The 23,349-nt window shown below is 65.3% G+C and carries 22 protein-coding genes; 9 read left to right on the top strand and 13 right to left on the bottom strand.

Features of this window, described 5'->3' with window-relative positions; translation table 11 throughout:
* Window positions 1–71 precede the first annotated feature (71 nt).
* Window positions 72–719, top strand: coding sequence for a glutathione S-transferase family protein (locus tag AB7532_RS06385; protein ID WP_441233964.1), 648 nt, complete (start codon window positions 72–74; stop codon window positions 717–719).
* A gap of 125 nt (window positions 720–844) precedes the next feature.
* Here AB7532_RS06385 and AB7532_RS06380 read toward each other — a convergent pair whose 3' ends face one another.
* From AB7532_RS06380 to AB7532_RS06370, 3 genes are all read right to left on the bottom strand, one after another.
* Window positions 845–1,009: a hypothetical protein gene (locus tag AB7532_RS06380; protein ID WP_441233963.1), complete on the bottom strand. Its 165-nt coding sequence runs from the start codon at window positions 1,007–1,009 to the stop codon at window positions 845–847.
* Between the two features lie 75 nt (window positions 1,010–1,084).
* Window positions 1,085–2,620, bottom strand: coding sequence for a hypothetical protein (locus AB7532_RS06375; protein WP_441233962.1), 1,536 nt, complete (start codon window positions 2,618–2,620; stop codon window positions 1,085–1,087).
* Between the two features lie 93 nt (window positions 2,621–2,713).
* Complete coding sequence (locus AB7532_RS06370; protein ID WP_441233961.1) at window positions 2,714–3,682, bottom strand: hypothetical protein; 969 nt, start codon at window positions 3,680–3,682, stop codon at window positions 2,714–2,716.
* Between the two features lie 281 nt (window positions 3,683–3,963).
* Between AB7532_RS06370 and AB7532_RS06365 the strand changes: the two genes are divergently transcribed.
* Together AB7532_RS06365 and AB7532_RS06360 are read left to right on the top strand one after the other, a co-directional pair.
* Window positions 3,964–4,335, top strand: a complete 372-nt coding sequence (locus AB7532_RS06365) for a Crp/Fnr family transcriptional regulator (RefSeq protein ID WP_441233960.1) — start codon at window positions 3,964–3,966, stop codon at window positions 4,333–4,335.
* A complete protein-coding gene (locus tag AB7532_RS06360) occupies window positions 4,332–5,144 on the top strand; it encodes an MBL fold metallo-hydrolase (RefSeq protein WP_441233959.1) in 813 nt (270 codons plus the stop codon). The genes AB7532_RS06365 and AB7532_RS06360 overlap by 4 nt, the downstream gene beginning before the upstream one ends.
* A 99-nt stretch (window positions 5,145–5,243) precedes the next feature.
* Here AB7532_RS06360 and AB7532_RS06355 read toward each other — a convergent pair whose 3' ends face one another.
* From AB7532_RS06355 to AB7532_RS06345, 3 genes are all read right to left on the bottom strand, one after another.
* On the bottom strand, window positions 5,244–5,741 hold the full coding sequence (locus AB7532_RS06355) for a TPM domain-containing protein (protein WP_441233958.1): 498 nt from the start codon (window positions 5,739–5,741) through the stop codon (window positions 5,244–5,246).
* A gap of 5 nt (window positions 5,742–5,746) precedes the next feature.
* A complete protein-coding gene (locus tag AB7532_RS06350; protein ID WP_441233957.1) occupies window positions 5,747–6,640 on the bottom strand; it encodes a TPM domain-containing protein in 894 nt (297 codons plus the stop codon).
* Window positions 6,641–6,776: 136 nt separating this feature from the next.
* The gene (locus AB7532_RS06345) at window positions 6,777–7,385 is read right to left on the bottom strand and encodes a LemA family protein (RefSeq protein ID WP_441233956.1); all 609 of its coding nucleotides are present in this window, start codon (window positions 7,383–7,385) and stop codon (window positions 6,777–6,779) included.
* Between the two features lie 158 nt (window positions 7,386–7,543).
* On the opposite strand from AB7532_RS06345, the gene AB7532_RS06340 reads away from it, so the two are divergent.
* Genes AB7532_RS06340 through AB7532_RS06330 form a run of 3 tightly spaced genes read left to right on the top strand, consistent with a single transcriptional unit; the run spans window position 7,544 to window position 10,753 of the window.
* Complete coding sequence (locus AB7532_RS06340; protein ID WP_441233955.1) at window positions 7,544–8,398, top strand: enoyl-CoA hydratase; 855 nt, start codon at window positions 7,544–7,546, stop codon at window positions 8,396–8,398.
* A gap of 3 nt (window positions 8,399–8,401) precedes the next feature.
* Window positions 8,402–9,541, top strand: a complete 1,140-nt coding sequence (locus tag AB7532_RS06335) for an acyl-CoA dehydrogenase family protein (RefSeq protein ID WP_441233954.1) — start codon at window positions 8,402–8,404, stop codon at window positions 9,539–9,541.
* Between the two features lie 15 nt (window positions 9,542–9,556).
* The gene (locus AB7532_RS06330) at window positions 9,557–10,753 is read left to right on the top strand and encodes an acyl-CoA dehydrogenase family protein (RefSeq protein WP_441233953.1); all 1,197 of its coding nucleotides are present in this window, start codon (window positions 9,557–9,559) and stop codon (window positions 10,751–10,753) included.
* Window positions 10,754–10,937: 184 nt separating this feature from the next.
* Here AB7532_RS06330 and AB7532_RS06325 read toward each other — a convergent pair whose 3' ends face one another.
* Entirely contained in the window at window positions 10,938–13,262 is a 2,325-nt protein-coding gene (locus AB7532_RS06325) for a xanthine dehydrogenase family protein molybdopterin-binding subunit (protein ID WP_441233952.1), read from the bottom strand.
* Between the two features lie 227 nt (window positions 13,263–13,489).
* Window positions 13,490–14,374, bottom strand: a complete 885-nt coding sequence (locus tag AB7532_RS06320) for a dihydrodipicolinate synthase family protein (protein ID WP_441239198.1) — start codon at window positions 14,372–14,374, stop codon at window positions 13,490–13,492.
* A 174-nt stretch (window positions 14,375–14,548) separates the two neighbouring features.
* Between AB7532_RS06320 and AB7532_RS06315 the strand changes: the two genes are divergently transcribed.
* Window positions 14,549–15,685, top strand: a complete 1,137-nt coding sequence (locus AB7532_RS06315; RefSeq protein ID WP_441233951.1) for a diguanylate cyclase domain-containing protein — start codon at window positions 14,549–14,551, stop codon at window positions 15,683–15,685.
* 15 nt (window positions 15,686–15,700) lie between these two features.
* On the opposite strand, the gene AB7532_RS06310 is transcribed toward AB7532_RS06315, so the two are convergent.
* Window positions 15,701–16,666: a VOC family protein gene (locus AB7532_RS06310; protein WP_441233950.1), complete on the bottom strand. Its 966-nt coding sequence runs from the start codon at window positions 16,664–16,666 to the stop codon at window positions 15,701–15,703.
* A gap of 211 nt (window positions 16,667–16,877) precedes the next feature.
* Here AB7532_RS06310 and AB7532_RS06305 point away from each other — a divergent pair, with 211 nt between their 5' ends.
* Together AB7532_RS06305 and AB7532_RS06300 are read left to right on the top strand one after the other, a co-directional pair.
* Entirely contained in the window at window positions 16,878–17,738 is an 861-nt protein-coding gene (locus AB7532_RS06305) for a S1C family serine protease (protein ID WP_441233949.1), read from the top strand.
* On the top strand, window positions 17,735–18,106 hold the full coding sequence (locus AB7532_RS06300) for a response regulator transcription factor (protein ID WP_441233948.1): 372 nt from the start codon (window positions 17,735–17,737) through the stop codon (window positions 18,104–18,106). The genes AB7532_RS06305 and AB7532_RS06300 overlap by 4 nt, the downstream gene beginning before the upstream one ends.
* Here the strand turns inward: AB7532_RS06300 and AB7532_RS06295 are convergent.
* The 4 genes from AB7532_RS06295 to AB7532_RS06280 all read right to left on the bottom strand — a co-directional run bounded on the left by AB7532_RS06295 (window position 18,101) and on the right by AB7532_RS06280 (window position 23,039).
* Window positions 18,101–19,171 (bottom strand): sensor histidine kinase, encoded by a 1,071-nt coding sequence (locus tag AB7532_RS06295; protein WP_441233947.1) that lies wholly within the window; start codon window positions 19,169–19,171, stop codon window positions 18,101–18,103. The two genes, AB7532_RS06300 and AB7532_RS06295, sit on opposite strands and share 6 nt — an antisense overlap.
* Complete coding sequence (locus AB7532_RS06290; protein WP_441233946.1) at window positions 19,158–19,850, bottom strand: response regulator transcription factor; 693 nt, start codon at window positions 19,848–19,850, stop codon at window positions 19,158–19,160. Before AB7532_RS06290 ends, AB7532_RS06295 begins: the two co-directional genes overlap by 14 nt.
* A gap of 100 nt (window positions 19,851–19,950) precedes the next feature.
* A complete protein-coding gene (locus tag AB7532_RS06285; RefSeq protein ID WP_441233945.1) occupies window positions 19,951–20,406 on the bottom strand; it encodes a hypothetical protein in 456 nt (151 codons plus the stop codon).
* A 293-nt stretch (window positions 20,407–20,699) separates the two neighbouring features.
* Window positions 20,700–23,039, bottom strand: coding sequence for a Tex family protein (locus AB7532_RS06280; protein ID WP_441233944.1), 2,340 nt, complete (start codon window positions 23,037–23,039; stop codon window positions 20,700–20,702).
* Between the last annotated feature and the right edge of the window lie 310 nt (window positions 23,040–23,349).

The raw sequence follows: 23,349 nt of genomic DNA, 5'->3' as shown, positions 1-23,349 counted from the left end.
GCTGCGCTCGCAATGACGATGTGGGGCGATCTCGCTATAACAATCGGCACAACACCATTGCCCGAGGTCCCATGCCCAGCTACCGCCTGTACTACTTCCCCGAATCCGGCAACAGCTACAAGCTGGCGCTGATGCTGACGCTTTGCGGCGAGACGTTCGAGCCGGTCTGGACCGATTTCGGCGGCGGCGTCACGCGCACGGCGGAATGGCGCAAGGCCGTCAACGAGATGGGCGAGATTCCCGTGCTCGAGGTCGACGGCGTGAAGATGACGCAGACCGCGCCGCTTCTGCTCAGGCTTGCCGAGCAGTACGGCCATTTCGGCGCCGAGAGTGAGGATGAGAAATTCGAGCTGCTGCGCTGGTTGTTCTGGGACAACCACAAGCTCACCGGCTACATGGCGACCTATCGCTTCATGCGGGCCTTCACCGAGAAGAACGATCCGCAGGTGCTGAAGCATTTCCGCCGCAGGCTCGAGGATTTTCTCGGCATTCTCGATCGCCATCTCCAGCACAACGATTTCGCGATCGGGGCGCGGCCGACGGTCGCCGATATCTCGATGATGGCCTATCTGCACTATCCGGGCGATGAGCATGGCTTTGATTTCGCGGCGAGCTATCCCGCCATTCACGCCTGGCTCGGCCGCATGGCCGCGCTGCCCGGCTGGAAACCGGCCTATGAGCTGTTGCCGGGCAAGCGGATGACGAACTACGCGAAGTGAGGGGGCTCGTGCCAAAGCCGCAGCTCCGTCATGGCCGGGCTTGTCCCGGCCATCCACGGCCTTCAGCGCGGAGACGAGAACGTGGATGCCCGGGACAAGCCCGGGCATGACGAAAGAAAGTGCTGCTACCGCAGCGCCAGCCAGCCGAGCGTGAACAAAATCCCGCCGACGATGACGACCACCGCGACCGCCCAGGAGCTGACGCGGATGCTGCCGGTGACCTGCTTGGCTTCCTCATTGCGCGCGATCTCGCGATTGCGCTCCTTGTTGGCTTCGCTGGAGTCCGTCATGGGTGATCCAAATCGGTCTGTTGGCTTGCGCGTGATCTTTTCGGAAAACCGCTACACACTTTTCCGGATCACGCGCTAGCGAGTCTTGATGAAGCACATGCCGATGCGGCTCGAGGCCGCGGCGGCCTGACAGGTCAAACCTTTAGCACAGCTCCATGACGTAAAGCTCCTGTCCGGCGTTCCCGACCCCGCATTTTGCAGGGAACAATGTGCGCCCCAGCCGTCCTGATATTCGGTGCCCGCGAGCTCAGCGCTGCCGCGGACCTGCGGGCGGCTGGCAAATCCGCGTGAGAAATCAGGACGTTTGCCGGCGGCGAACGCGGTCAGGATGTCGCGACGGCGGAGCTGGTCGCCGATGAAATGCGGCGAGGCGGGCACGATGGTTGAATTCGATGGCGTGTCCGCCAACCAGTCCACGCCCGGGAAATGGAAGCCGCCGATGCCGCGGGTCTGGTGACAGCCGGCACAGGTGACGTCGTTGAGACGGCGCTGGAAGCCCGCGACCGAGCGGATGTTCTGCAAGTCGCCACGCGCAACAGCCTGTTTCAACGCCCCGACCACGTCGTTGTCGGTGAACACCGGCTCGCCTTTTCCTTCGCCCTGCATCATGCCGAACTCGGGCTGCAGTGCGGAGGCATCGAGGCCTGCGGGCGTCGGTACGACCGCAGCCTTGGCCAGAAACTTCTCCGGGATCAGCACCGTGCCGCGATCGAAATCGCGAAGATTTTCCGGCGCGAGCAGCCACGCCCTGAACTCGCGCCGAAGCGCGTCGTCCGCGACAATCCGGTCGCGGTCGATCTGGTTCTCCAGCGTCGACTCCTCGAAAATCTTCGTCGCGGAATTGTACTTGAACACCTTGAGCAGATAGTCGGAGCGGAAATCGTGCAGCGTCGATTTCGGGGCGACGGAGAGCTGGATATTGGTCTCGATGCGATCGAGCATCGCATCGTAAGGTGAGAACCCGCCGCCGATCAGGCTCTGCCAGTCACCATTGTCGAGCCAGCGCCGCGCGATATCGGCGCAAGTGACCGGCTTGCCGGTCGCATCCGTCTGGCGCGCATCTCTCGCCTTCAGCACGAGATTGAACGTCATCGGCAGACGCGTGGCCGACTTGCCGCCGTCCGACCCGGCCTCGAAACGCACAAGACGGTAGATCAGCCGGATCTCGCCGCAGGACTCTTCCGAGACGTAAGCGCGGTCCATGCGGTTGACGATGCCGGCGAGCACGAAGCGCGTGTCGGGGGATTTCAGGTTGGCGCGGTCGAACAGCTGCACGTCAAAGCCTTCGCCGACGCCGATGGTCTCGCTCGGCCAGGCCGCCTTCTGCTTCGCGACATAGCGGTCGAGCTCTGCATCGATCGCGGGCGGAATGTCCTTGAGCTGCGACAGGGATGAGAACAGCAGATCGGTCGTCAGCGGAAAATTTGCGTTCCGCTCCGGCCACAGCAGGCGCGAGATCGTGAGCGTGTCGTTCCGGTCGAGCTTGCGCAGGAGATCGGGATCGGTGATCGCCGTGCCCCGTGTCAGCGGCGCGTTCTCCGCTGCGAAAAGCGAAACGGTGCCGCCCAGCAAGACGGCGGCAGCAACGAGAATTCGCAACGCGCGGCTCATGTCTCCAGTAACACCGCTCGCACGAGCCTATTCAAGCAAAAAGGCGCTTCACATGGAGGTGAAGCGCCTCTTCGAAAGTCGAATATTGGAGGTTCAGCGCGAGACGATCAGGCCCTTGCTGGTGACGACCACCCAGCGGCCGTCCTGCCGGCGGATCGCATCGACGCGGCCGATGCCGGGAATGGGATCGCCGGGATAGACCTCGTAGAGGCCGTCACGGCCCTCGATCAGCGCACCGCCATTGGCGGCGTTGCGCAGCCTCCAGCCCTCGATCGTCGGCAGGCGGCCGACATCGGTCTTGGGTGCGGCAGGCGCGGGAGCCGGAGCGGCCGCAGCGGTCGCAACCTGGGCCGGCGCGATCGAGCCGGTGGTTTCCTTCGCGGGCGCGGCAGCCGCGGCCTGTGCGGGGGCGGCAGGCGGCGTGGCGCGGAGCTTGTCGACGGTCTCGGACAGCTTTGCGATCCTGGCCATGGGCTCGGCCTGCGCCTTCTCGAGCTTGTCGAGGCGGTCGTTGGTCCGGTTGAACTGACCGAGGCCGGTCTTGGAGCTGTGCTCGACATTCGCCTTCAGCGCGACGACATCGGCGTCAATCCGGGCGACCGACGTATCCAGCGCACTGGTGTCGGCGACCTGTGCCGGCGCAGGCGCCGCAAAGTGCATCATGCCCGCGGTCGCAAGCGCGCCGCTGATGGCGCCGACACCAGCCGCAATTGCCACCACCGCGGCCATTGCCGACAGGCGGCGCTTGCTGCCGGTCTCGCGCGGCTCGTCCGCCTTCACATGCGGGGCAAATTCTTCGCGGTCCCAGGAGCGTTCGGGCGGGGCCATGACGATGAGCTTGCCGGGCTTCGGCTCGGGCTTGGTCTCGGCTTTGGGTTCGAACTTCGGCACCGCAATCGGGGGCGGCTCGACCTTGGGGGCATCTGCCTTCACCGGATCCGGCTTGGGCAGCGTCTCGTGGTCAGGGGCGATCGAGGGGGCCTCGATCCCGGCGACCTCGACAGCCGGCGCGCTCGCGGCGGCTTCGACGACGCTGTTGTCCTGGGCAGCCTGCTCAGCCATTGGTTCGCTCACGGCTCAAATACTCCACACTGGATTGACCTTTTGGTAACTTTCATTGCTTGCGAAATCCTTACTTCGGGACCCGCTTACCTAAATTTTAGGAAGTCATCCGGGGCCGAATTGGGCCGGGAAAGTGGAACCGGTGTGGCGGGCGTGAAACAATTTGTAATCGCCCGAAGATGAACGGCCGCGGAATGGCCCGGGCAAACCGGCTGTTTGCCCGTTACCGTTCCCCGGCTAACATGCCCCATCCCGTCAGCCAGAAGGCAATTGGGGGTGTCATGACGATCGAGAAGTGCATCAACGCGTTTGGTGTCGATGACGTCATTTTCGAGGAGGGGTCGACGGGGCGCGAGCTGTTCGTCGTGCTCGACGGCGAGGTCGAGATCGCCAAGTTCAGCGGCACCAGCAAGACCAGCATCATCAAGCTCGGCAAGGGCGAGTTCTTCGGCGAGATGGCCGTGATCGACGGCTCCGCGCGCTCGGCGACCGCGATCGCGTCTGCACCGAACACAAAGGTGATGCGGATCAACCATGCGCGCTTCGTCTATCTCGTCAGCCAGCAGCCCGCGTTCGCGCTGATGGTGATGGACGCGCTCTCGAAACGCCTGCGCGCCTCCAACGAAGTCACCTACCGGGCAGCACAGTCATGAGCGACCGCAAGCCGACGGCCTTTCCGGTCCTGATGAAGAACGATATCTGCTCGCTGATTCAGGCGGCGGACGACGTCTATCAGATCCGCTTCTCCAACCGCGCCGCCAACGCCTATCTCCTGCGCGGCTCGGCGCGAACGATCCTGATCGATGTCGGGCTGTCGTCGAACTATCCTGCCATGGTGGAGTGCCTCACCTTCGCCGGCTGTCCGCCGGAGAAGATCGACATGGTGGTGCTGAGCCACGAGCATCTCGACCATATCGGCGCCGCCTGGCACTTCAACGAGCGCCGCATCTTCGTCGCCGCCCATCGGCTCGCCGCCAACAAGATCATGCTGCGCGACGATTTCTCGATGCTGCGAAAAATGTTCAACGAGCCCAACGTGCCCATCAATGTCGACATCTGGCTCGAGGAAGGCAATCTGATCGACCTCGGCAATTTCCGCCTCAACGTGATGTACACACCGGGCCACACCTCGGCTTGCATCACGCTGTTCGAGCAGGACAAGGGCCTGCTGTTTGCCGCAGACACCTTGATGCCGGGCGGCGTGATGGGCGGCGTGTTCGGATCGGGCAGCATCTCCGATTACATCCAGTCGCTCGAGCGGCTGAAGGGGCTGAATTCGAAGCTTTTGCTGTCCGGCCACGGGCGGCTGACCGACACGCCGCAGGAGGATGTCCGCACGGCGATCGCGCGGTCGCATGGTTTGCTGGAGGACACCGCGCAATTGTTCGACGCGCTCGATGCGCGCTCGAACTTCGATCCGATCATGCAATCGGTGCGGGATTTGAACAAGCTGGATGATTGATTCGTCGCTGCGAGCGCAGCGAAGCAATCCAGAATCCCACCGCGGAAACAGTCTGGATTGCTTCGCTGCGCTCGCAATGACGACGGTTAGAGCCGTCGCTTACATCACCACCGGCGCATCCGGCAGCTCGTTTGCGTGCGGACCTTGCGGGGGAAAATGCTTTGCCAACTCCCGCGACACCGCTTCGATCCCCGCGATCACCCCGCCCTCGAACCGGCCCGACCTGAACTCGGCCTCCATGGCGCGGCAGATGCTCTCCCAACCTTCGCCGCCGACCTTCGCATGGATGCCGCGATCGGCGACGATCTCGACGTCGCGATCGGCGAGCAGGAGATAGATCAGAACGCCGTTGTTGTGCGCGGTGTCCCAGATGCGCAGATGCGAGAACACGTCGAGCGCGCGCTCGCGGGCCGGCTGATTGCGGAACAGCGGCCCGCCGTCGAGCGCGCCTTCGACGACGAAGCGGACCTGGCCGGAATGCGTGGTCTCGCCCTGCCTGATCGCCTGCTCGATACGCGCGAGCACGGCCGGCGGAAAGATCTGCTTCGCGCGCCAATGATGCTGCACGAGATGTCTGGCAATGCGCTTGATGCTCATGACCGCTACCAGCTCCCCGAGGCGCCGCCGCCACCGAAACTGCCACCGCCGCCGCTGAAGCTGCCGCTGTCGCTCGACGAGCCGCTGCTCCAGCCGCCGGCCGAGGAACCACTCGACCAGGAGCCGCCGCGCGACCTCCCCGAGCTGGGAGCCATCGCGGAAAACAGGTCGGCGATGAAGCCGATGACGAAGCCGAGCGCGCCGAGAGCGAGCGCGATTGCGGCGGACCCGAGGATGAGCCAGCTCAGCACCGCAATGATGCCACCGGTCGCCAATGATCCGACCAGCCGCCCCAGCATGGCCCGGAAGAAGCCACCGACCCCGATCGAGGCGAACAGCGTCACGATGAACAGCGGCGCAATATCATCCAGATTGCCGAAATTCACGGTCGGCGAAGGCACCGGCAGCGGCTCGCCGTCGATGACGCGGATCATGCGGTCGACACCGTCCGAGATGCCGCCGCTGAATTCGCCTGTCCGGAATTTCGGCGTGATGATTTCGTCGATGATCCGCCGTGACGTGACGTCGGTGAGCGCGCCTTCGAGGCCGTAGCCGACCTCGATGCGCAAATGCCGGTCGTTCTTCGCAACGACTAGGATCGCGCCGTCGTCGACCTTCTTGCGGCCGATCTTCCAGGCGTCCGCGACGCGGATCGAGAACTGCTCGATCGTCTCCGGCTGCGTGGTCGGCACGATCAGGACGGCGATTTGGCTGCCCTTGCGCGTCTCGAAGTCGCGCAGCTTTTGCGACAGGGTGGCAATGTCGCTGCTGGAGAGTGTGCCGGTCTGATCGATGACGCGGCCGGTGAGTTGGGGGATGGCGACATCGGCTGAGGCCGTAGTCGCGAAGGCAAGGATAAACGCGAGTATTGCTATCGCTTGCCACAACATCGCTGTCATCGCCCGCGAAGGCGGGCGATCCAGTATTCCAGAGCCCGCAGTGCTAGAACCGTGAAGCCGCGGCGTACTGGATTCCCCGCTTTCGCGGGGAATGACGGCGGTCGGTGGGGCGAAGCGCATTCGCAAAACGACGCGCTTACTTCGACGGCGCCGGGGCCGGGTTGAAATCGACCTTCGGCGCGGTCGATATCTCCTTCTCGTTCGCGACCGAGAAATTCGGCTTCTCCTTGTAGCCGAACACCATCGCCGTGAGATTGCTCGGGAACGAGCGAATGGTGACGTTATAGTCCTGCACCGCCTTGATGTAGCGGTTGCGCGCCACCGTGATGCGGTTCTCGGTGCCTTCGAGCTGCGACATCAAATCCTTGAACAGCGCGTCCGACTTGAGCTGCGGATAGTTTTCCGTGACCACAAGGAGCCGGGACAGCGCGCTGGAGAGCTCGCCCTGGGCCGCCTGGAACTTCTGGAAGGCGGCGGGATCGTTCAGCACTTCCGGCGTCGCCTGGATGCTGCCGACCTTGGCGCGGGCATTGGTGACGCCGAGCAGCACGTCCTTCTCCTGCTGCGCAAAACCCTTCACCGAGTTGACGAGGTTGGGCACGAGATCGGCGCGGCGCTGGTACTGGTTCACGACCTCGGACCAGTTGGCCTTGATCTGCTCGTCCTCGCTCTGGATCGCGTTGTAGCCGCAATTGGTCAGGCTGAGCGAGGCCAGTGCCGCCAGCACGGTGAGGATCTTGCGCATCAAATTTCTCCCGGTGGAATCGCGCGCAAACTAGCAGATCGGGCGCGAAAAGCAGCCGATTTACGCAAGCCTCATGCCTATCCTCTTGCCTATCTCTGGCCGACATAGTCAACTTGACGGAACAATAAGATCAAACTGGAAGCACCAAGGGGAGCGCGATGCCCTCGTTCGAGACCATCCTCGTGGAGAGGCCGGAGCCGGCGATCACCCGGGTCGTGATGAACCGGCCCGAGGCGCGCAACGCGCAGAACCTGCAAATGACCTACGATCTCAACGCCGCTTTCGACGCAGCGGTGCAGGACGATGCGGTCAAGGTGATCATCCTCGCCGGCAACGGGCAGCATTTCTCCTCCGGCCATGACCTGCGCCCGGGCGGCAAGAATGCCGCAGGCGTCGATTTTCCGCCGGTCGGAAATTGGGGCGGCTTTGCCGAACCCAACGCGCACGGCCGCTTCGCGCGGGAACAGGAAATCTATCTCCAGATCACCCGGCGCTGGCGCAACCTCGCCAAGCCCGTCATCGCCGAGGTGCACGGCAAGTGCATCGCCGGCGGGTTGATGCTGGCCTGGGCCTGCGACCTCATCGTCGCCAGCGACGACGCGCAGTTCTGCGACCCCGTGGTGACTATGGGCGTCTGCGGCGTCGAATGGTTCGTGCATCCCTGGGAACTGGGGCCACGCAAGGCCAAGGAATTTCTGTTCACCGCCGACAGCTGGAGCGCGCAGGAGGCGCATCAGCTCGGCATGGTCAATCAGGTCGTGCCGCGCGCTGAGCTCTCGACGTCCGTGATCGAGCTGGCACGCCGGATCGCATCGAAGCCGTCCTTCGCGCTGAAAATGACCAAGGAAGCCGTGAACCGCTCGGTCGACGTGATGGGCCAGCCCGCCGCGATCGACCAGGCCTTTGCGCTGCATCAACTCTGTCACGCCCACAACCTTCAGGAGTTCGGCATGGTGGTCGATCCATCAGGCCTTCATCCCTCCGTGCGCAAGCCGCCGGCGGCCGCGGAGTAGACCATGGATCTCAATCTCAGTGACGAGCAACGGCTGCTGCGCGAGAGCGCGGACCGCTTCGTGGCCGAAAGCTACGACGCCGATCATCGCCGCAAGATGGCGAACGATCCGCTCGGCTTCAGCCCCGCGGTGTGGAAGCAGTTCGCCGAGCTCGGCTGGCTGGCGCTGCCGATCCCGGAGGAGTTCGACGGGCTCGGCGGCAGCGCCGTCGAGATCGGCATCTTGATGGAAGCGTTCGGACGCGGGCTGGTGTCGGAGCCCTATATCGCGACGGTCGTGCTCGGGGCTGGGCTGATCGAGAAATGCGGCAGCACGGCGCAGAAGCAGGCGAGGCTGCCGAAGGTCGCGGACGGATCGCTGAAGCTCGCGCTTGCGCATTCCGAGCGCGCGGCCCGGTTCGATCTCGCCAAGGTCGCAACCACCGCGCACAAGACCGCGCAAGGCTGGCGTCTCTCGGGCAGCAAGATCGCGGTGCTCGACGGTCATGCGGCGGATGAGATCATCGTCTCCGCGCATATCCATGATCATCAGGGTCCGTCCGGCCGCATCGGCCTGTTTGCGGTCGCTGCGAAGACGCCGAGCGTTGCCATCAACGACTACGAGCGCCTCGGCGGCGGACGGGCCTGCAATATCGAACTATCGGGCGCGGAGCTGCCCGATGATGCCCTGCTCGGTGACGGCAGCGACGTGCTGCCCGCGATCGAATGGGCCGTCGACCGCGCCATGGCCGCGCTCGGTGCTGAGGCTGTCGGCATCATGCAGACGCTGCTCGACACCACGCTCGAATACACCAAGATCCGAAAGCAGTTCGGCCGGCCGCTCTCCGCCAACCAGGTGATCCGCCACCGCCTCGCCGACATGGCGATGCAGGTCGACGAGTCGCGCTCGATGGCGCTGCGGGCGGCATTGAAGGCGGATAGCCCTCCGGTCGAGCGCGCCCGGGCTGCGTCGGGCGCCAAGGCCAGAATCGGCAAAAGCGCGCGCTTCGTCGGCGAGCAGTCGATCCAGCTCCACGGCGGTATGGGTGTCACCGAGGAGCTCGAGGTCGGCGCCTATTTCAAGCGGCTGGTCGCGTTCGACACGCTGTTCGGCGGCAGCGCACATCATTATGCCCGCCATGCCACGCTTGGCCGCACCACCTGACACCGGGAGCGCATCATGGATCTGTCGTTCAACACTGAAGAGCGCGCCTTCCAGGACGAGGTACGCGGCTTCATCGCGAAAAACCTCACCGAGGAGATGAAGCGCGCGACCGCGCTGACGCCGTCGGTGTTCTCCGACCCCGACATCGGCATGGCCTGGCAGCGCGTGCTGCACAAGCAGGGCTGGGGCGCGCCGGGCTGGCCGGTCGACCATGGCGGCCCGGGCTGGACCCCGGCGCAGCGCTGGATCTTCGAGACCGAAAGCGCGCGCGCGGGCGTGCCCAATGTCAACGTGATGGGCGTGAAGATGGTCGGCCCCGTCATCATCGGCTTCGGCTCGCCCGAACAGAAGAACTTCTACCTGCCGCGGATTCTCTCCGGCGAGGATTATTGGTGCCAGGGCTATTCCGAGCCGGGCTCCGGCTCCGACCTGTCCTCGCTGAAGACGCGCGCGGTGCGCGACGGTGACGACTACATCATCAACGGCACAAAAATCTGGACTACGCACGCCCACCACGCCAACCGCATGTTCGCGCTGGTGCGCACCAGCGACGGCCCCCGGCAGCAGGACGGTATCAGCTTCATCCTGATCGACATGACGACGCCGGGCATTACCACGCGCCCGATTCTCACCATCGGCGGCGACCATGAGGTCAACCAGGTGTTCTTCGACGACGTGCGCGTGCCGGTCGCCAACCGCGTCGGCGAGGAAGGCAAGGGCTGGACCTACGGCAAATATCTGCTCGAGTTCGAACGCGGCTCGGGCATTGCGTCAGCAAAGCTACGCGAGGGATTGAAGGCGATCGCGGAGCTGGCGGAGTCCGATCTCACGGGACGCGCAATCGACAGCCCCGATATCGCGGCGCGCATCTCGGAGGTCGAGGTCGACATCGATGCGCTGGAGATGACCGAGCTGCGCGTGCTCTCGGCGCTGCAGACCGGGCAAAATCCCGGCGCGGTGTCGTCGATCCTGAAACTGCGCAACAGCGAAATCCGCCAGGCCGTGACGCGGTTGGGTGTCGATGTGATCGGCCACGACGCGCTCGCCGTCGAGCCGATGCGTCCGCTCTACAAGCTCAACCACGCGCCGGCGACGCCGGAGGACATGCTGACCATGGTGCCGGAATATCTCAACGGCCGGGCGTACACGATCTTCGGCGGCACCTCGGAGATCCAGCGCGATATCATCGCGAAGATGATGCTGGGGATCTGAGGGCATGTAGCGCGTTGCCTTCGCCGGCACCACACACTCGGTGTCGTCCCCGCGAAAGCGGGGACCCATAACCCCAGGGAGAGGTTATGGCGCGAGCTGGTCACCGCAAGTCTTCACCAAAGCACTTCCTGCGGCTATGGGTCCCGGGCTCGCGCTTCGCGCGCCCCGGGACGACAGCGGAGTATTAGGCACTCACCTTCGCGTCCCTGATCGCCTTCCAGATCTTCTGCGGCGTCAGGGGCGTATTCAGCTGGGTAATGCCGAGTTCACTCAGCGCGTCCATCACGCCGTTGGTGACGCAGGGCGGGCCGCCGATGGCGCCGGATTCGCCGCAGCCCTTGGCGCCGAGCGGATTGGTGCGACAGGGCGCGGAATCGTCCAGCGTCACCACGATCGGCGGCACGTCGTCGGCGCGCGGGATGCAGTAATCCTGATAACTCGCGGTGAGGAGCTGGCCATCGGCGTCATAGGAGACGCCTTCGTACAGCGCCTGGCCGATGCCCTGCGCGACGCCGCCATGGATTTGCCCCGTGACCAGCATCGGGTTCACGGCCACGCCGACGTCGTCGACGGTGGTGTATCGCACGACCTTGGACACGCCGGTCTCAGGGTCGATCTCGACCTCGCAGATATGCGTGCCGTTCGGCCAGCTCGGACCATCGACCTCGCCCTCGGAATCGACGCTGAGCCTGGCGCCGCCTTCCTTCTCGGCAATATCGAACAGGCTGATGCGGCGATCGGTGCCGACCACGGTGAGCATGCCGCCCTGATATTCGATGTCCTCGATCGAGGTCTCCAGCACGTTCGCCGCCTTCTCGCGCGCCTTCTGGATCAAATCGTTGGACGACACCGCCACCGCGGTGCCGCCGACGAACAGCGAGCGCGAGCCGACGCTGCCGAAACCCATCGCCAGATCGGTGTCGCCCTGGACCACGTCGATCTTGTCCATGGCGATGCCGAGCGTGTCGGAGATCATCTGGGTGTAGGTGGTCTGCAAGCCCTGCCCCATCGCCATGGTGCCGGAATGCAGGACGACGCGACCCTGCGAGGTCGCGTGCAGGCTGACCTTCTCGGTGTGGGCGCGGCCGCCGGTCCACTCGATGTAGGAGGTGAGACCGCGGCCGTAGAGCAGGCCCTTCTTCTTGGCCGCCTTCTTGCGCGCGGCAAAACCGTCCCAATCGGCAAGCTTCACGGCGCGATCGAGCATGTGCGCGAAGGCGCCGGAATCGTAAACCTGACCCGCCGCATTGGTGTAGGGCAGCTGCCCCGGCTTGATGTAGTTCGCTTTCCGGATCGCCCGCGGGTCCATGCCGATCTTTCGCGCGGCAGCGTCGAACAGGCGCTCGACGATGAACACCGCCTCAGGCCGGCCTGCGCCGCGATAGGCACCGACGGGCGCGGTGTTGGTCATCACCGACTGCACCTCGAAATGCACCAGCGGCAGATCATAGACGCCGGTCTGCACGAACGGCCCGAGCACCAGCGGGATGATGTTCGCAGCGCCCGAGGAATACGCGCCGGTGCAACCGATCGACTTGACGCGATAAGCCAGCACCTTGCCCTTCTCGTCCAGCGCGAAGGACGCCGTCGAGGTGAGATCGCGGCCATGGGTGCCACCGACGAATTCGTCGGTGCGGTCGCCGCGCCAGCGGATCTTCCTGTTCAGCTTGGTCGCGGCGTAAGCGACAATGCCGTCCTCGGGATAGAGGTTGGTCTTCTGGCCAAAGCCGCCGCCGATGTCGCCGACCAGCACGCGGACGCTGTCCTTCGGGCGCTTCAGCACCGCCTCTGCCAGCACGTCGCGGGTCGAGGCCGGGGTCTGCGACTGCACATGCAGCAGGAGACGGCCGGTCTTCTTGTCGATCTCGGCAATGGTCGAGCGCGGCTCCATCGCCGAGGGCACGAGACGCTGGCTGACGATGTCGAGCTCGACCGTGTGCGCGGCTTGGGCGAAGGCTTCATCCGCCTTGGCGGCATCGCCATAGCTCATCGCACCAACGATGTTGTCGGGTGCCTCCGGCCACACCACGGGCGCGCCGGGCTTCACGGCCTCGACCGGATCGACCACCGCAGGCTGCACGTCGTACTCGATCACGATCGCTTCGGCCGCGCTCTGCGCTTCCGCGCGGGAGGCCGCGACCACAGCCGCAATCGCCTCGCCGGCATAACGCACGATCTCATGCGCGAGCAGACGGCGGGGCGGCACCGTCATCGGCTTGCCGTCGGGACGCTTGAAGATGCTCAGGGTCGGGATGGTGCCGATGTCGTCCTTGACGAGGTCGGCGCCGGTGTAGATCGCGGTAACACCCGGCATCGACGCCGCTGCACTGGTATCGATCGAGACGATCTTCGCGTGGGCGTGCGGCGAGCGCAGCACATGCAACCACAGCGCGCCCTCCTCCGGCTTGTCGTCGATGAACTGCCCCTTCCCGGTGAGCAGCCGCTGGTCTTCCAAACGCTTGACGGGCTGGCCCGCTCCGAAACGCAAATTGCCGGGAAGAATGTTCATTCCGTGGGTCCTCAGGGTCTTTTCGAAACTGCGGGCAGCCTTTTAGCGGATCGATCGGGGGCGTACCAGCCGCGGTTTTGGGCGGGATATCCACGGATTTGGCATGCGGTCCCGCAAATCTGCGATTCCGCATGGTGGGCAAAGGCGCGCTTGCGCCGTGCCCACGATCTTTTGGACGTCGGGAAAAGTCGTGGGCACGCTTCGCTTTGCCCACCCTACGGCACCGGCTACGGAGAAGGAGAAAGCTCCCTCAGCGCGGCCTCCACGACCTTGCGCGCATCGGCCGCCAGCGGGGCCTGCGGCGGGACGGGATCGCCGACGTCGTAACCCTGGATGGCCAGGCCCGCCTTGATGCAGGCGGCGAGGTTGAAGCGGGCAAAGGCCTCGTTGATGCGCCAAAGCCTGCGCTGGAGCGCCATGGCCTCGTCCCAACGGCGGGCCTTGCAGAGATCGTACAGTGCGACGCTCTGGCGCGGAACGATGCAGGCCGGGCCCGCCATCCAGCCGAGGCCGCCGATCAGCATCACCGCGGCCGGAATATGGGCGGAGGCCGAAAACACCCGCAAGGAATCGCCGCAACGGTTCATGATCGAGAGCAGCCGGCCGGTGTTGGTCGAGGCGTCCTTGATGTAGCCGATGCGCGGATGCCCGGCGAGGCGCGCAATGACGTCGAGGGTGAGATCGGAGCGCTGGAATTGCGGATTGGTGTAGATGACGACGGGGATGTCCACCGCGTCCGCAATGGCGCGGAAATAGGATTCGATCTGGGCATCGGCGATCGGGAAGTAAGCCTCCAGGATCGCTAAAATGCCGTTGGCACCACACTTCTGATAGGCCTTCGCCTGCGCCACAGCGTCTGCGGTCGAGGTGGAGGCGACGCCGGCCACAACCGGCACGCGACCCTTCGCGGCCTCGATTGTGGTCTGCACGATCGCCATGCGCTGCGCGGCATTGAGATAGGCGAACTCGCCGGTCGAGCCGAGCGGCGTCAGCCCGTGCACGCCGGCGCCGATCAGATCGTCGCAGAGCTTTGCGAGCACGTTGGTGCGGACCGCACCATCGGCGTCGACGGGCGAGACGAGATAGGGAAAGACACCGCGGAAGTCGGTCATGTCAGGCAATGTTCCCTCCCGTCGGGCGCTGCGCGCCGCCTTGATCGCTGCTAACACGCGGAAAAATCGCCAGCAAGCGCGTGCGTTGACCACTGCTTAAGGACGTTGCGCACCGGCCACCATGTCGCGCCCCTCTCCTACCTGTTGTTAGGGAGTGGCGGCGATGGTGCCGGCATGCCTCTCACGATGTTGTCCAGGTATCTGCATCCCGATCCGCGTATCAGGCGCGAGCTCGTGGGTCTCCTGTACACCTCGCTGCCGCAAGTCTCCGCCATCGGCGTCATGTCGGTCACGGGTGCCGTGACGCTGGCGGTCATGAGCGGCGATACCGGCTATGCCGTGATCTCGGTCTTCATCCTCATCACGGCCGCAGCCCGCGTCTATTCCCTGTTTCGCTACAAGTCGCGCGCCGCGCAATTCTCCGATGCCGACGTGATCCGCTGGGAACGGCTTTACGGTGCCGGCGCATCCGCTTTCGGTCTCGCGCTCGGCTTGCTGTCCTATCGTGCACTTCAGATCGACGACGATCCCGGTGCCTGGATCGCGTTCGGGCTCTCGATGTCGTTTTGCGTCGGCATGGTCTCGCGCGCGGCGATCCGCCCCTGGATCATCCTGACCACCGCAGCAATCCTGTTGACGCCGACCATCACGGCCGGCCTGCTCCGTCCCGAACTCGCCTACAAGCTCGGCGCGGTCATGCTGGTGTTCTTCTGGCTGACCTTGCGGGAGGCCTCCAAACATCTCAGCGCCGCCTTCGTCGAACGTCTCGAAGCCAAGCATCGGCTGGCGCGGCAGGCCACTCACGACTTCCTGACGGGCCTGCCGAACCGCGCCGCGTTCTTCCAGGCGCTGGCGGAGACGCGCGGGGACTTCGCCATCATCGCCATCGACCTCGACGGCTTCAAGCCGGTCAACGACCGTCACGGCCACCACGCCGGCGACGATCTGCTGCGCCAGGTCGCCGAACGGCTGTCGTTCTGCATCGGCAATACCGGCATCGCCGCGCGGTTCGGCGGCGACGAGTTCATGATGCTCAAGCCGATCGCCACAGGCGAAGCGGGTCGCGCGGAAGCGCTCGCGCTGGCACGCCAGGCCATTCGCGATCTCTCGATGCCGTTCTTGCTCACGGACATACCGGTCCACATCGGCGCGAGCGCCGGCATTCTCGTCGGCAGCGATGCCGACACTGCAAGCTCGACGTCGCAGCTTCTCGAGCGGGTCGACCGGGCGCTCTACGCGGCGAAACGCGCCGGCGGCGGCCGTTGTGCGTGGTCGGATGAGGACGTCGGGCTCGAACGCGCGGCAGGCTGAAGCAGCCCGGCGCGATCACGCCTTGAGCAGCCGGACCCGCGTCCCCCAGGGATCGATCGCCTCCACGCCATTCGCAATTGCCGTCACCTGCACGCCGCCCTTGCGCAGGCGTTCCTCCTGGGCGGCGAGAATGTCCTGCTTCGCCATCACCAGCGAAAACCAGGCAAGGCCCGTCGTCTGTTCGTCGCGCTGGCCGGCGCCCTGGCTCTGCCAGACATTGATTCCGAGATGATGGTGATAGCGGCCCGACGACAGGAACGCTGCACCGTTGCGGCTGCGGGTCGGGTCGAGGCCAATCGTGCCGTGATAGAAAATCTGCGCCTGCGCGAGATCGCCGACGCGCAGATGCATGTGGCCGACGCGTAGTCCGTCCGGCGCCTTGGCATAGTCGGGCACGCGCGTGTTGGTCAGCGACAGCAGGTCGGGGATGTTGAGCTCGTCGCTCGCCATCTTCACACTGCCCTCGCTCCACTGCCATTGCGAAGGATCGCGGTCGGCATAGACCTCGATGCCGTTGCCTTCGGGATCGTCGAGATAGACGGATTCGCTGACGAGATGATCGGCGAAGCCCGACAGCTTCACGCGCTGCGAAGCAGCATGCACCAGCCAGCGCGCGAGATCCTTGCGCGTCGGCATCAGGAAGGCGGTGTGGTAGAGACCGGCAGCAGTGCGCTGCTCGATCGCAGCCTCGGGACGAGCCTCGAGCACGAGCAGCATGATCCCGGCCGTGCCGAGCTTCGCGGCGGTCGCCGAGCGCTCCATGACCGTCAGCCCGAGCACATCGCGGTAGTAGTCGGAAACCTTGTCGAGGTTCTTCACCCGTAGCGTCACCATGCCGACCCGCATCGGCGTGCGGCTGGCATAGGTCGGCCCGCCGCCTTGCGGAATGCCCTCGGCGCGCGCAGCCGCCGCTGCGGCCATGGCAAGCGAGGTGGCGCCGGCGAGTTGAAGCAGGGTGCGACGGGTGAGATCGATGGTCATCAGTCAGGGCTCGCTGGAAACGTTCAAGGCCATATGGTGCAATTTCCGGATTGCTACACGTTCCCGTGAGCGGCTCCCAATCACATGTTCGTCGGCCGTGGTCCACCGGAGGCCCTGTCCGTCCTGGCCACCCGGCCAGTTTCGCAAACGCCCCTGACATCCCAGATTGGGGACAGCTTACAGGAGCCTTGAGACCTTGCAGGAGCCCCGCATGACCGGTCCCCTTTCCTCGCTATCTTGCGCACTCGCGGATGTCGCGGCGCGCGTCACGCCGTCCGTCGTCACCGTGCATTCGCATCGCTCCCGCGCCACCGGCTTCGTCTGGAAACCCGGCCTGATCGTCACCGCCGACGAGGCGCTGGCCGACGAAGGCGAGGTCCGGATCGGCCTACCCGACGGCAGCAGCGTCGCGGCCACGATCGCCGGCCGGGACCATACGACCGACATCGCGCTGCTGCGCGCGGACATCGGCATCGCGCCGGTCAAGCTGGCCGCGACCGTCCCCGCTCTCGGCACCTTGTCGGTCGTCGTCGCCACCGATCGCGATGCGCCGAGTGCGGCGCTCGGCATGGTGTCGGTATCCGGCAAGAGTTGGCGCTCCTTGCGCGGCGGCGACATCGATGCGCGGATCGAGCTCGACGTTCGCCTGCGCTTCGGTCAGCAAGGCGGGCTTGCGCTCGACGCATCAGGCGACGCCTTCGGCATGGCCGTGCTCGGGCCGCGGCGGGTGCTGGTGATCCCGACGGCGACGATCGAGCGCGTCGCGGCACAGCTCGAGACGCGCGGCCGCATCGCCCGCGGCTATCTCGGGCTCGGGCTTCAACCGGTGCGGCTCGATGACGGCATCGGCGCAATGGTCATGAGTGTCGACAAGACCGGCCCATCCGCTACGGCCGGCATCCGCCAGGGCGACGTCATCGTCGCCGTCAACGACCAGAAGCTCTCGGGCGTACGGGCGCTGTTGCGGACGCTGGGACCCGCGAGTGTCGGCACGGTGGTCGATGTCGGTGTTCACCGCGGCGACGAGCCGGTCAACTTCAAGGTGACGATCGGCGAGAGGCCGGAGGCGTGAGCGCAGACACCACACCCGAGATCGTGCTGTCGCTGGAGATCGACGATCCCGCGCTGGCCGACCGCCTCGCAACCCTGCTCGGCCGTGTCACGGGGCTTCGTCTCGCCGCGCCCGGCGAGCGGGCTGCGGCGACGATCGTCGCCCGCGATCCGCGCGGCATGCCCGACGACATCGCGCTGACGCAGCGCGAGCTCGACGTGCTGGCGCTGATGGCCGAAGGCGCCTCCAACAAGATGATCGCGCGCCAGCTCGGCATCTCCGTGCACACCGTCAAATTCCATGTCGGTTCGCTGCTCGACAAGCTGGATGCCACCGGGCGCACCGACGCGGTCGCGCATGCCGCGCGCCGCGGCGTGATCGAGCTATGATGTGGTTGGGAAGCTGAGCCGGACCGTGAGGCCCGGCGCATGGTCATACAACGCGATCTCGGCGCCATGGAGGCCGGCCACGGCCGCGACCAGACTCAGGCCGAGGCCGTTGCCCGGCGTGTAGCGGCTCTGCTCGAGCCGGTAAAAGCGCTTGAACACGTGATCGCGCTCCGCAGTGGGGATACCCGGGCCATCGTCGGTGATCTCGATAACCGGACCGCCATCCGCACGACGACAGGTCACCGTCACGTGCCCGCCCGGCCGGCCGTGCTTGATCGCGTTGTCGACGAGGTTGGCGATGGCATCGAACAGCAGATCACGATCTCCTGTCATCGGCACCCTGTGGTCGCCGCCGAGACTGAGACGGGTCGCGACCTGCTCCGCCGCTGCGTCATAGAGCTCGACGACCTCACCGGCAATTTCAGTCAGATTCAGCGCGCGAAACGCGCTGCGACGGGCGCGGGTCTCGATCTCCGATATCCGGGTGATGGAGGCAAACATGCCGAGCACGGCGTCGAGATCGGCGATGGTATCGCCGATCAGAGCCGCGTCAGCCTCGCCATTGCGCTCGTGATGATAGGCCTTTTCGAGCCGGCCGCGCATGCGCGTCAGTGGTGTGCGCAGATCATGGGCGACGTTGTCGCTGACCTGCTTAACCTCGCCCATCAAGGTTTCGATACGGTCGAGCATCTGGTTGAGATTTTCGGCGACGCGGTCCCATTCGTCATGGCTGCCGCGCAGGGGGATGCGCCGGTCGAGGCCGGACAGCATGATGGCGCGGCTGGTGGCGTTGATCTCCTCGATCCGGCCGACCGTGCGGCGCGTCACCAGCACGGCGGCAAGCCCCGCAAGCACGAGCATCAGCACCGCAACCGCGGCAATCGCAAGCTCGATCATCGCGGTGAAGCCGCCGTGATCGCCGGCGTCACCGACCCGGCTCTCCACATAGGCGATCGTGCCGTAATAGACATAGGCCATGATCGCCGCGACGATCAGCCCGAACGCAGCGATCGCGATCAGCGCCAGGCGGAAGGTCGACGAGCGGAGCGTCTTAGCCAGGAGCACGGAGACAATATCCGATGCCGCGGATGGTATGGATCAGCGGATAGGCCTGGGCGTCGTCGACCTTGCGGCGGACGCGCCCGACATAGACGTCGATGATGTTGGTGGAGGGATCGAAGTGCAGGTCCCAGACATGCTGGAGCAGCATCGCGCGGGAGATGACCCGCCCCTCGTTGCGCGCGAGATATTCGAGCAGCTGAAACTCGCGCGGCAGCAGCGGAATTTTGCGGCCACGGCGGCTGGCATTGCGCGCGATCAGGTCGATGGCGAGATCGCCGACCCGCAGGATGGTTTCCTTGGCGACGGTCTCGCTGCGGCGGCCGAGTGCTTCAAGGCGCGCCAGCAATTCAGTGAAGGAAAATGGCTTGACGAGATAATCGTCGCCGCCGGCGCGCAGGCCCCGGACGCGGTCGTCGACCTCGCCGAGCGCGGAGATGATCAGGAACGGCGCGGCGATGCCGTCGTCACGCAACTGCCGCATCACGGCGATGCCGTCGATGTCAGGCAGCATACGGTCGATGGTGATCACGGCATAGTCGCGCGCCGCTCCCTGGCTCAGGGCTTCGCGCCCCGTGGCCGCGAGATCGACCTCGTAGCCCGAGGTGGTCAATTCCTCGACGAGCTGGCCTGCGGTTTCCGGATCGTCCTCGACGACCAGGATGCGGCGGTGACCTCCGGTCATGCAATTCTCCGCGCAACGATCGCCACCAGACTATCCCGTTCCGGGGCAAGGCGGAACAGCCCGATGGCGATCGCGACAATGGTGCGGTACGGCGATGCGACTACCAATAGTCTCCGCACACATTGACCCATTGCCATCCATAGGGCGTCAGGCTCCTGCGCCAGCAGCCATCATTGTAGCCGGCGTAGTAATAAGGCGCGCCGAAGACGGCGAAACGGCGGAAGTGATTGTGACGGAAGACGCCGTGATGGCCGTGCCAGCCGGCGCCGGCAAAGCGCGGCCCGATCGCGGCATGCGCGAAACGCGATCCGCCGAAAGCAGGGCCGCCGAAGCGTGCGCCGCCCATCCCGCCCACATGCATGCCGCCTCCGCGCATCCCGCCGCCGAAGCCGCCCGCATGCATCCCGCCGCCACCGAAATGCCCGCCACCGCCGAAGCCGCCACCTCCATGGCCACCACCACCACCGCCGCCACCACGGGCAAGGACAGGTGAAGCGAACGCCATCGCAGCGGCGATCGTCACCGCTGTGAGGCCTTTGAGAATCCTGTTGTTCATCGAAGCATCCTCCGTACGGCGCAGCGCTAATTCTGCCGCACCAGGAGGATTAGATGTGGGAAGGGACGACCGCCTTCAACTTACAAACGCGCCAGATTCTGACGCGGAAGTCAGGGAGGCGTGGTGCGCTCACTTCACGTCATTGCGAGGAGCCCTTGCGACAAAGCAATCCAGACCGTCTCCGCAGAGAGATTTCTGGATTGCTTCGCTATGCTCGCAGTGACGACGTGGGGAGAGCTTTCCATGCGTCGAGCCGTTCACCTCTCCCCGCAGAAGGGGGAGAGGTTTGAGAGTCACGCGCGCTTGCCGCCGTTCTTTTCGGCTGCGCGACGCAAGGCTTCGGCAAGGGCACCGCCGCCGCCTGAAGACTCCTGCTTGCGCGGGGCCGACGAGGTCATGCGGGCGGGATTGCGCGAGCTGTTGTCGCGCTGCATGCCGGGTGCGTCCTTCTTGTCGCCGACCTCGTCATCGAGGCGCAGGGTCAGCGAGATGCGCTTGCGGGCGACCTCGAAGTCCAGCACCTTGACCTTGACGATGTCGCCCGGCTTCACCACCTCGCGCGGATCCTTGATGTAGGTCCGGGACATCGCGGAGATGTGAACGAGGCCGTCCTGGTGCACGCCGATGTCGACGAAGGCACCGAAGGCGGCGACGTTGGTCACGGTGCCCTCGAGGATCATGCCTTTCTTGAGATGCTTGATCTCCTCGACGCCCTCCATGAATACCGCGGCCTTGAACGCAGGGCGCGGATCGCGGCCGGGCTTCTCGAGCTCGCGCAGAATGTCGGTGACAGTCGGCAAACCGAAAGTCTCGTCGACGAAATCCTTCGGCTTCAGCGTGCGCACGATCTCGCTGCTGCCGATCAGCGCCTTGATGTCGCTCTTGGTGGCCGCGAGGATCCGGCGCACCACGGGATAGGCTTCCGGATGCACGCCGGAAGCATCGAGCGGGTCTTCGCCGCCGAGGATGCGCAGGAAGCCGGCGCACTGCTCGAACGCCTTCGGCCCGAGCCGCGGCACCTCCTTGAGCGCCTTGCGCGACTTGAACGGCCCGTTGGCGTCGCGGTGCGCGACGATGCTCTGTGCGAGGCCGGAGCCGACGCCCGACACGCGTGCGAGCAGCGGGGCCGAGGCGGTGTTGACGTCGACGCCGACGGCGTTCACGCAATCCTCGACCACGGCATCCAGCGACTTGGCGAGCTTGGCCTGGCCGAGATCGTGCTGATACTGGCCGACGCCGATCGCCTTGGGTTCAATCTTGACCAGTTCGGCGAGTGGATCCTGGAGGCGGCGGCCGATCGAGACCGCGCCGCGCAGGGTGACGTCGAGACCGGGCAATTCCTCCGAGGCGAAAGCCGAGGCCGAATAGACCGACGCGCCGGCTTCCGACACCACGATCTTGGTCATCTTCAGCTCAGCCAGGCCTTTGACGAGATCGCCCGCGAGCTTGTCGGTCTCGCGGGAGGCGGTGCCGTTACCGATCGCGATCAGCTCGACGCGATGCTTCATCGCGAGCCGGCCGAGCGTTGCCAGCGACTCGTTCCACTGCCGCTGCGGCTCGTGCGGGTAGATCACGGCGGTATCGACCACCTTGCCGGTCGCATCGGTGACGGCGACCTTGACGCCGGTGCGGAAGCCGGGATCGAGCCCCATCGTGACGCGGGTGCCGGCGGGCGCGGCCAGCAGGAGGTCACGCAGATTGGAGGCGAACACGCGCACGGCCTCGGTCTCGGCCGCATTCCACAGCCGCATGCGCAAATCGATGTTGAGATGCACCTGAATCTTGGTGCGCCAGGCCCAGCGCACGGTATCGATCAGCCAGCGGTCGCCGGCGCGCTTGAGGTCGGCGATGCCGAAGCGCTTCATGATCTTGAGTTCGTAGACGCCCGGCACGCCGGGCGGTGGCGCTTCGGCCTCCGCCTGAATCTGCAGGTCGAGGATCTCCTCCTTCTCGCCGCGGAACATCGCGAGGATGCGGTGCGACGGGAGTTTCGTCAGCGGCTCGGAGAATTCAAAATAATCGGCGAACTTTTCGCCCTCGGTCTTCTTGCCGTCGCGCACCTTGGACGCCATGCGCGCATTGGTCCACACGTCCTCGCGCAGGCTGCCGATCAGGTCGGCGTCTTCGTCGAAGCGTTCGACCAGGATGGCGCGGGCACCATCGAGCGCGGCGGCGGCGTCGGCGACGCCCTTCTCGGCGTTGACATAGGTTTCGGCGACGACCTTCGGATCGTTGCCGGACTCTGTCATGAGCTGATTGGCGAGCGGCTCGAGGCCGGCTTCCTTGGCGATCTCGGCCTTGGTGCGGCGCTTCGGCTTGAACGGCAGATAGATGTCTTCCAGGCGCGCCTTGCTGTCGGCGGCGAGAATGGAGGCTTCCAGCGCGGCATCGAGATTGCCCTGCTCGCGGACCGATTCGAGGATGGCCTTGCGGCGGTCTTCAAGCTCGCGCAGGTAACCCAGGCGCTCCTCCAGGGTGCGCAATTGCGCGTCGTCGAGCGCACCGGTCGCTTCCTTGCGGTAGCGCGCGATGAAGGGAACCGTGGCACCGCCGTCGAGCAGCGTCACCGTCGCCTCGACCTGCTCCGCCCGTACCCCAAGCTCCTGCGCAATTTTCTGGTTGATATTGGCCACGCGAGAATTCCCTCCAAGGACGCAACGCGGGGGCGAACCACCGGCTGCGGGACGCCGCTTATGGACCAACCGAGGTTGATTCATCAAGGTGCGGCGCGCAACCGTCGACAGAGGATTTTTTTATTGATGCGATGCGATCTCGCCACAATCGTGGGGATGGCGCGGCGACTTCCTCTTGCTTCGAACGCGATATTCATCCCGTCATCCTGAGGCGCCGGAGCGCAGCGGAGGCCTCGAAGGATGAACGGCCCGGATCCAGCCGGGCCGTTGCCCTTCGAGGCTCGCTTTGCTCGCACCTCAGGGTGACGGT

The organism is Bradyrhizobium sp. 930_D9_N1_4, from assembly GCF_052076015.1.
GTDB lineage: Bacteria > Pseudomonadota > Alphaproteobacteria > Rhizobiales > Xanthobacteraceae > Bradyrhizobium.
Note: the sequence above shows the minus strand (reverse complement) of the source record. Positions and strands in the feature narration are given on the sequence as shown.

Excerpts from the sequence above, each read along its gene's own strand:
- AB7532_RS06350 (WP_441233957.1), bottom strand. The coding sequence starts at position 6,640 with ATGACAGCGATGTTGTGGCAAGCGATAGCAATACTCGCGTTTATCCTT.
- AB7532_RS06340 (WP_441233955.1), top strand. The coding sequence starts at position 7,544 with ATGCCCTCGTTCGAGACCATCCTCGTGGAGAGGCCGGAGCCGGCGATC.
- AB7532_RS06355 (WP_441233958.1), bottom strand. The coding sequence starts at position 5,741 with ATGAGCATCAAGCGCATTGCCAGACATCTCGTGCAGCATCATTGGCGC.
- AB7532_RS06290 (WP_441233946.1), bottom strand. The coding sequence starts at position 19,850 with ATGACCGGAGGTCACCGCCGCATCCTGGTCGTCGAGGACGATCCGGAA.
- AB7532_RS06335 (WP_441233954.1), top strand. The coding sequence starts at position 8,402 with ATGGATCTCAATCTCAGTGACGAGCAACGGCTGCTGCGCGAGAGCGCG.
- AB7532_RS06315 (WP_441233951.1), top strand. The coding sequence starts at position 14,549 with ATGCCTCTCACGATGTTGTCCAGGTATCTGCATCCCGATCCGCGTATC.
- AB7532_RS06380 (WP_441233963.1), bottom strand. The coding sequence starts at position 1,009 with ATGACGGACTCCAGCGAAGCCAACAAGGAGCGCAATCGCGAGATCGCG.
- AB7532_RS06285 (WP_441233945.1), bottom strand. The coding sequence starts at position 20,406 with ATGAACAACAGGATTCTCAAAGGCCTCACAGCGGTGACGATCGCCGCT.
- AB7532_RS06365 (WP_441233960.1), top strand. The coding sequence starts at position 3,964 with ATGACGATCGAGAAGTGCATCAACGCGTTTGGTGTCGATGACGTCATT.
- AB7532_RS06325 (WP_441233952.1), bottom strand. The coding sequence starts at position 13,262 with ATGAACATTCTTCCCGGCAATTTGCGTTTCGGAGCGGGCCAGCCCGTC.
- AB7532_RS06345 (WP_441233956.1), bottom strand. The coding sequence starts at position 7,385 with ATGCGCAAGATCCTCACCGTGCTGGCGGCACTGGCCTCGCTCAGCCTG.
- AB7532_RS06330 (WP_441233953.1), top strand. The coding sequence starts at position 9,557 with ATGGATCTGTCGTTCAACACTGAAGAGCGCGCCTTCCAGGACGAGGTA.
- AB7532_RS06310 (WP_441233950.1), bottom strand. The coding sequence starts at position 16,666 with ATGACCATCGATCTCACCCGTCGCACCCTGCTTCAACTCGCCGGCGCC.
- AB7532_RS06375 (WP_441233962.1), bottom strand. The coding sequence starts at position 2,620 with ATGAGCCGCGCGTTGCGAATTCTCGTTGCTGCCGCCGTCTTGCTGGGC.
- AB7532_RS06370 (WP_441233961.1), bottom strand. The coding sequence starts at position 3,682 with ATGGCTGAGCAGGCTGCCCAGGACAACAGCGTCGTCGAAGCCGCCGCG.
- AB7532_RS06360 (WP_441233959.1), top strand. The coding sequence starts at position 4,332 with ATGAGCGACCGCAAGCCGACGGCCTTTCCGGTCCTGATGAAGAACGAT.
- AB7532_RS06305 (WP_441233949.1), top strand. The coding sequence starts at position 16,878 with ATGACCGGTCCCCTTTCCTCGCTATCTTGCGCACTCGCGGATGTCGCG.
- AB7532_RS06385 (WP_441233964.1), top strand. The coding sequence starts at position 72 with ATGCCCAGCTACCGCCTGTACTACTTCCCCGAATCCGGCAACAGCTAC.
- AB7532_RS06320 (WP_441239198.1), bottom strand. The coding sequence starts at position 14,374 with ATGACCGACTTCCGCGGTGTCTTTCCCTATCTCGTCTCGCCCGTCGAC.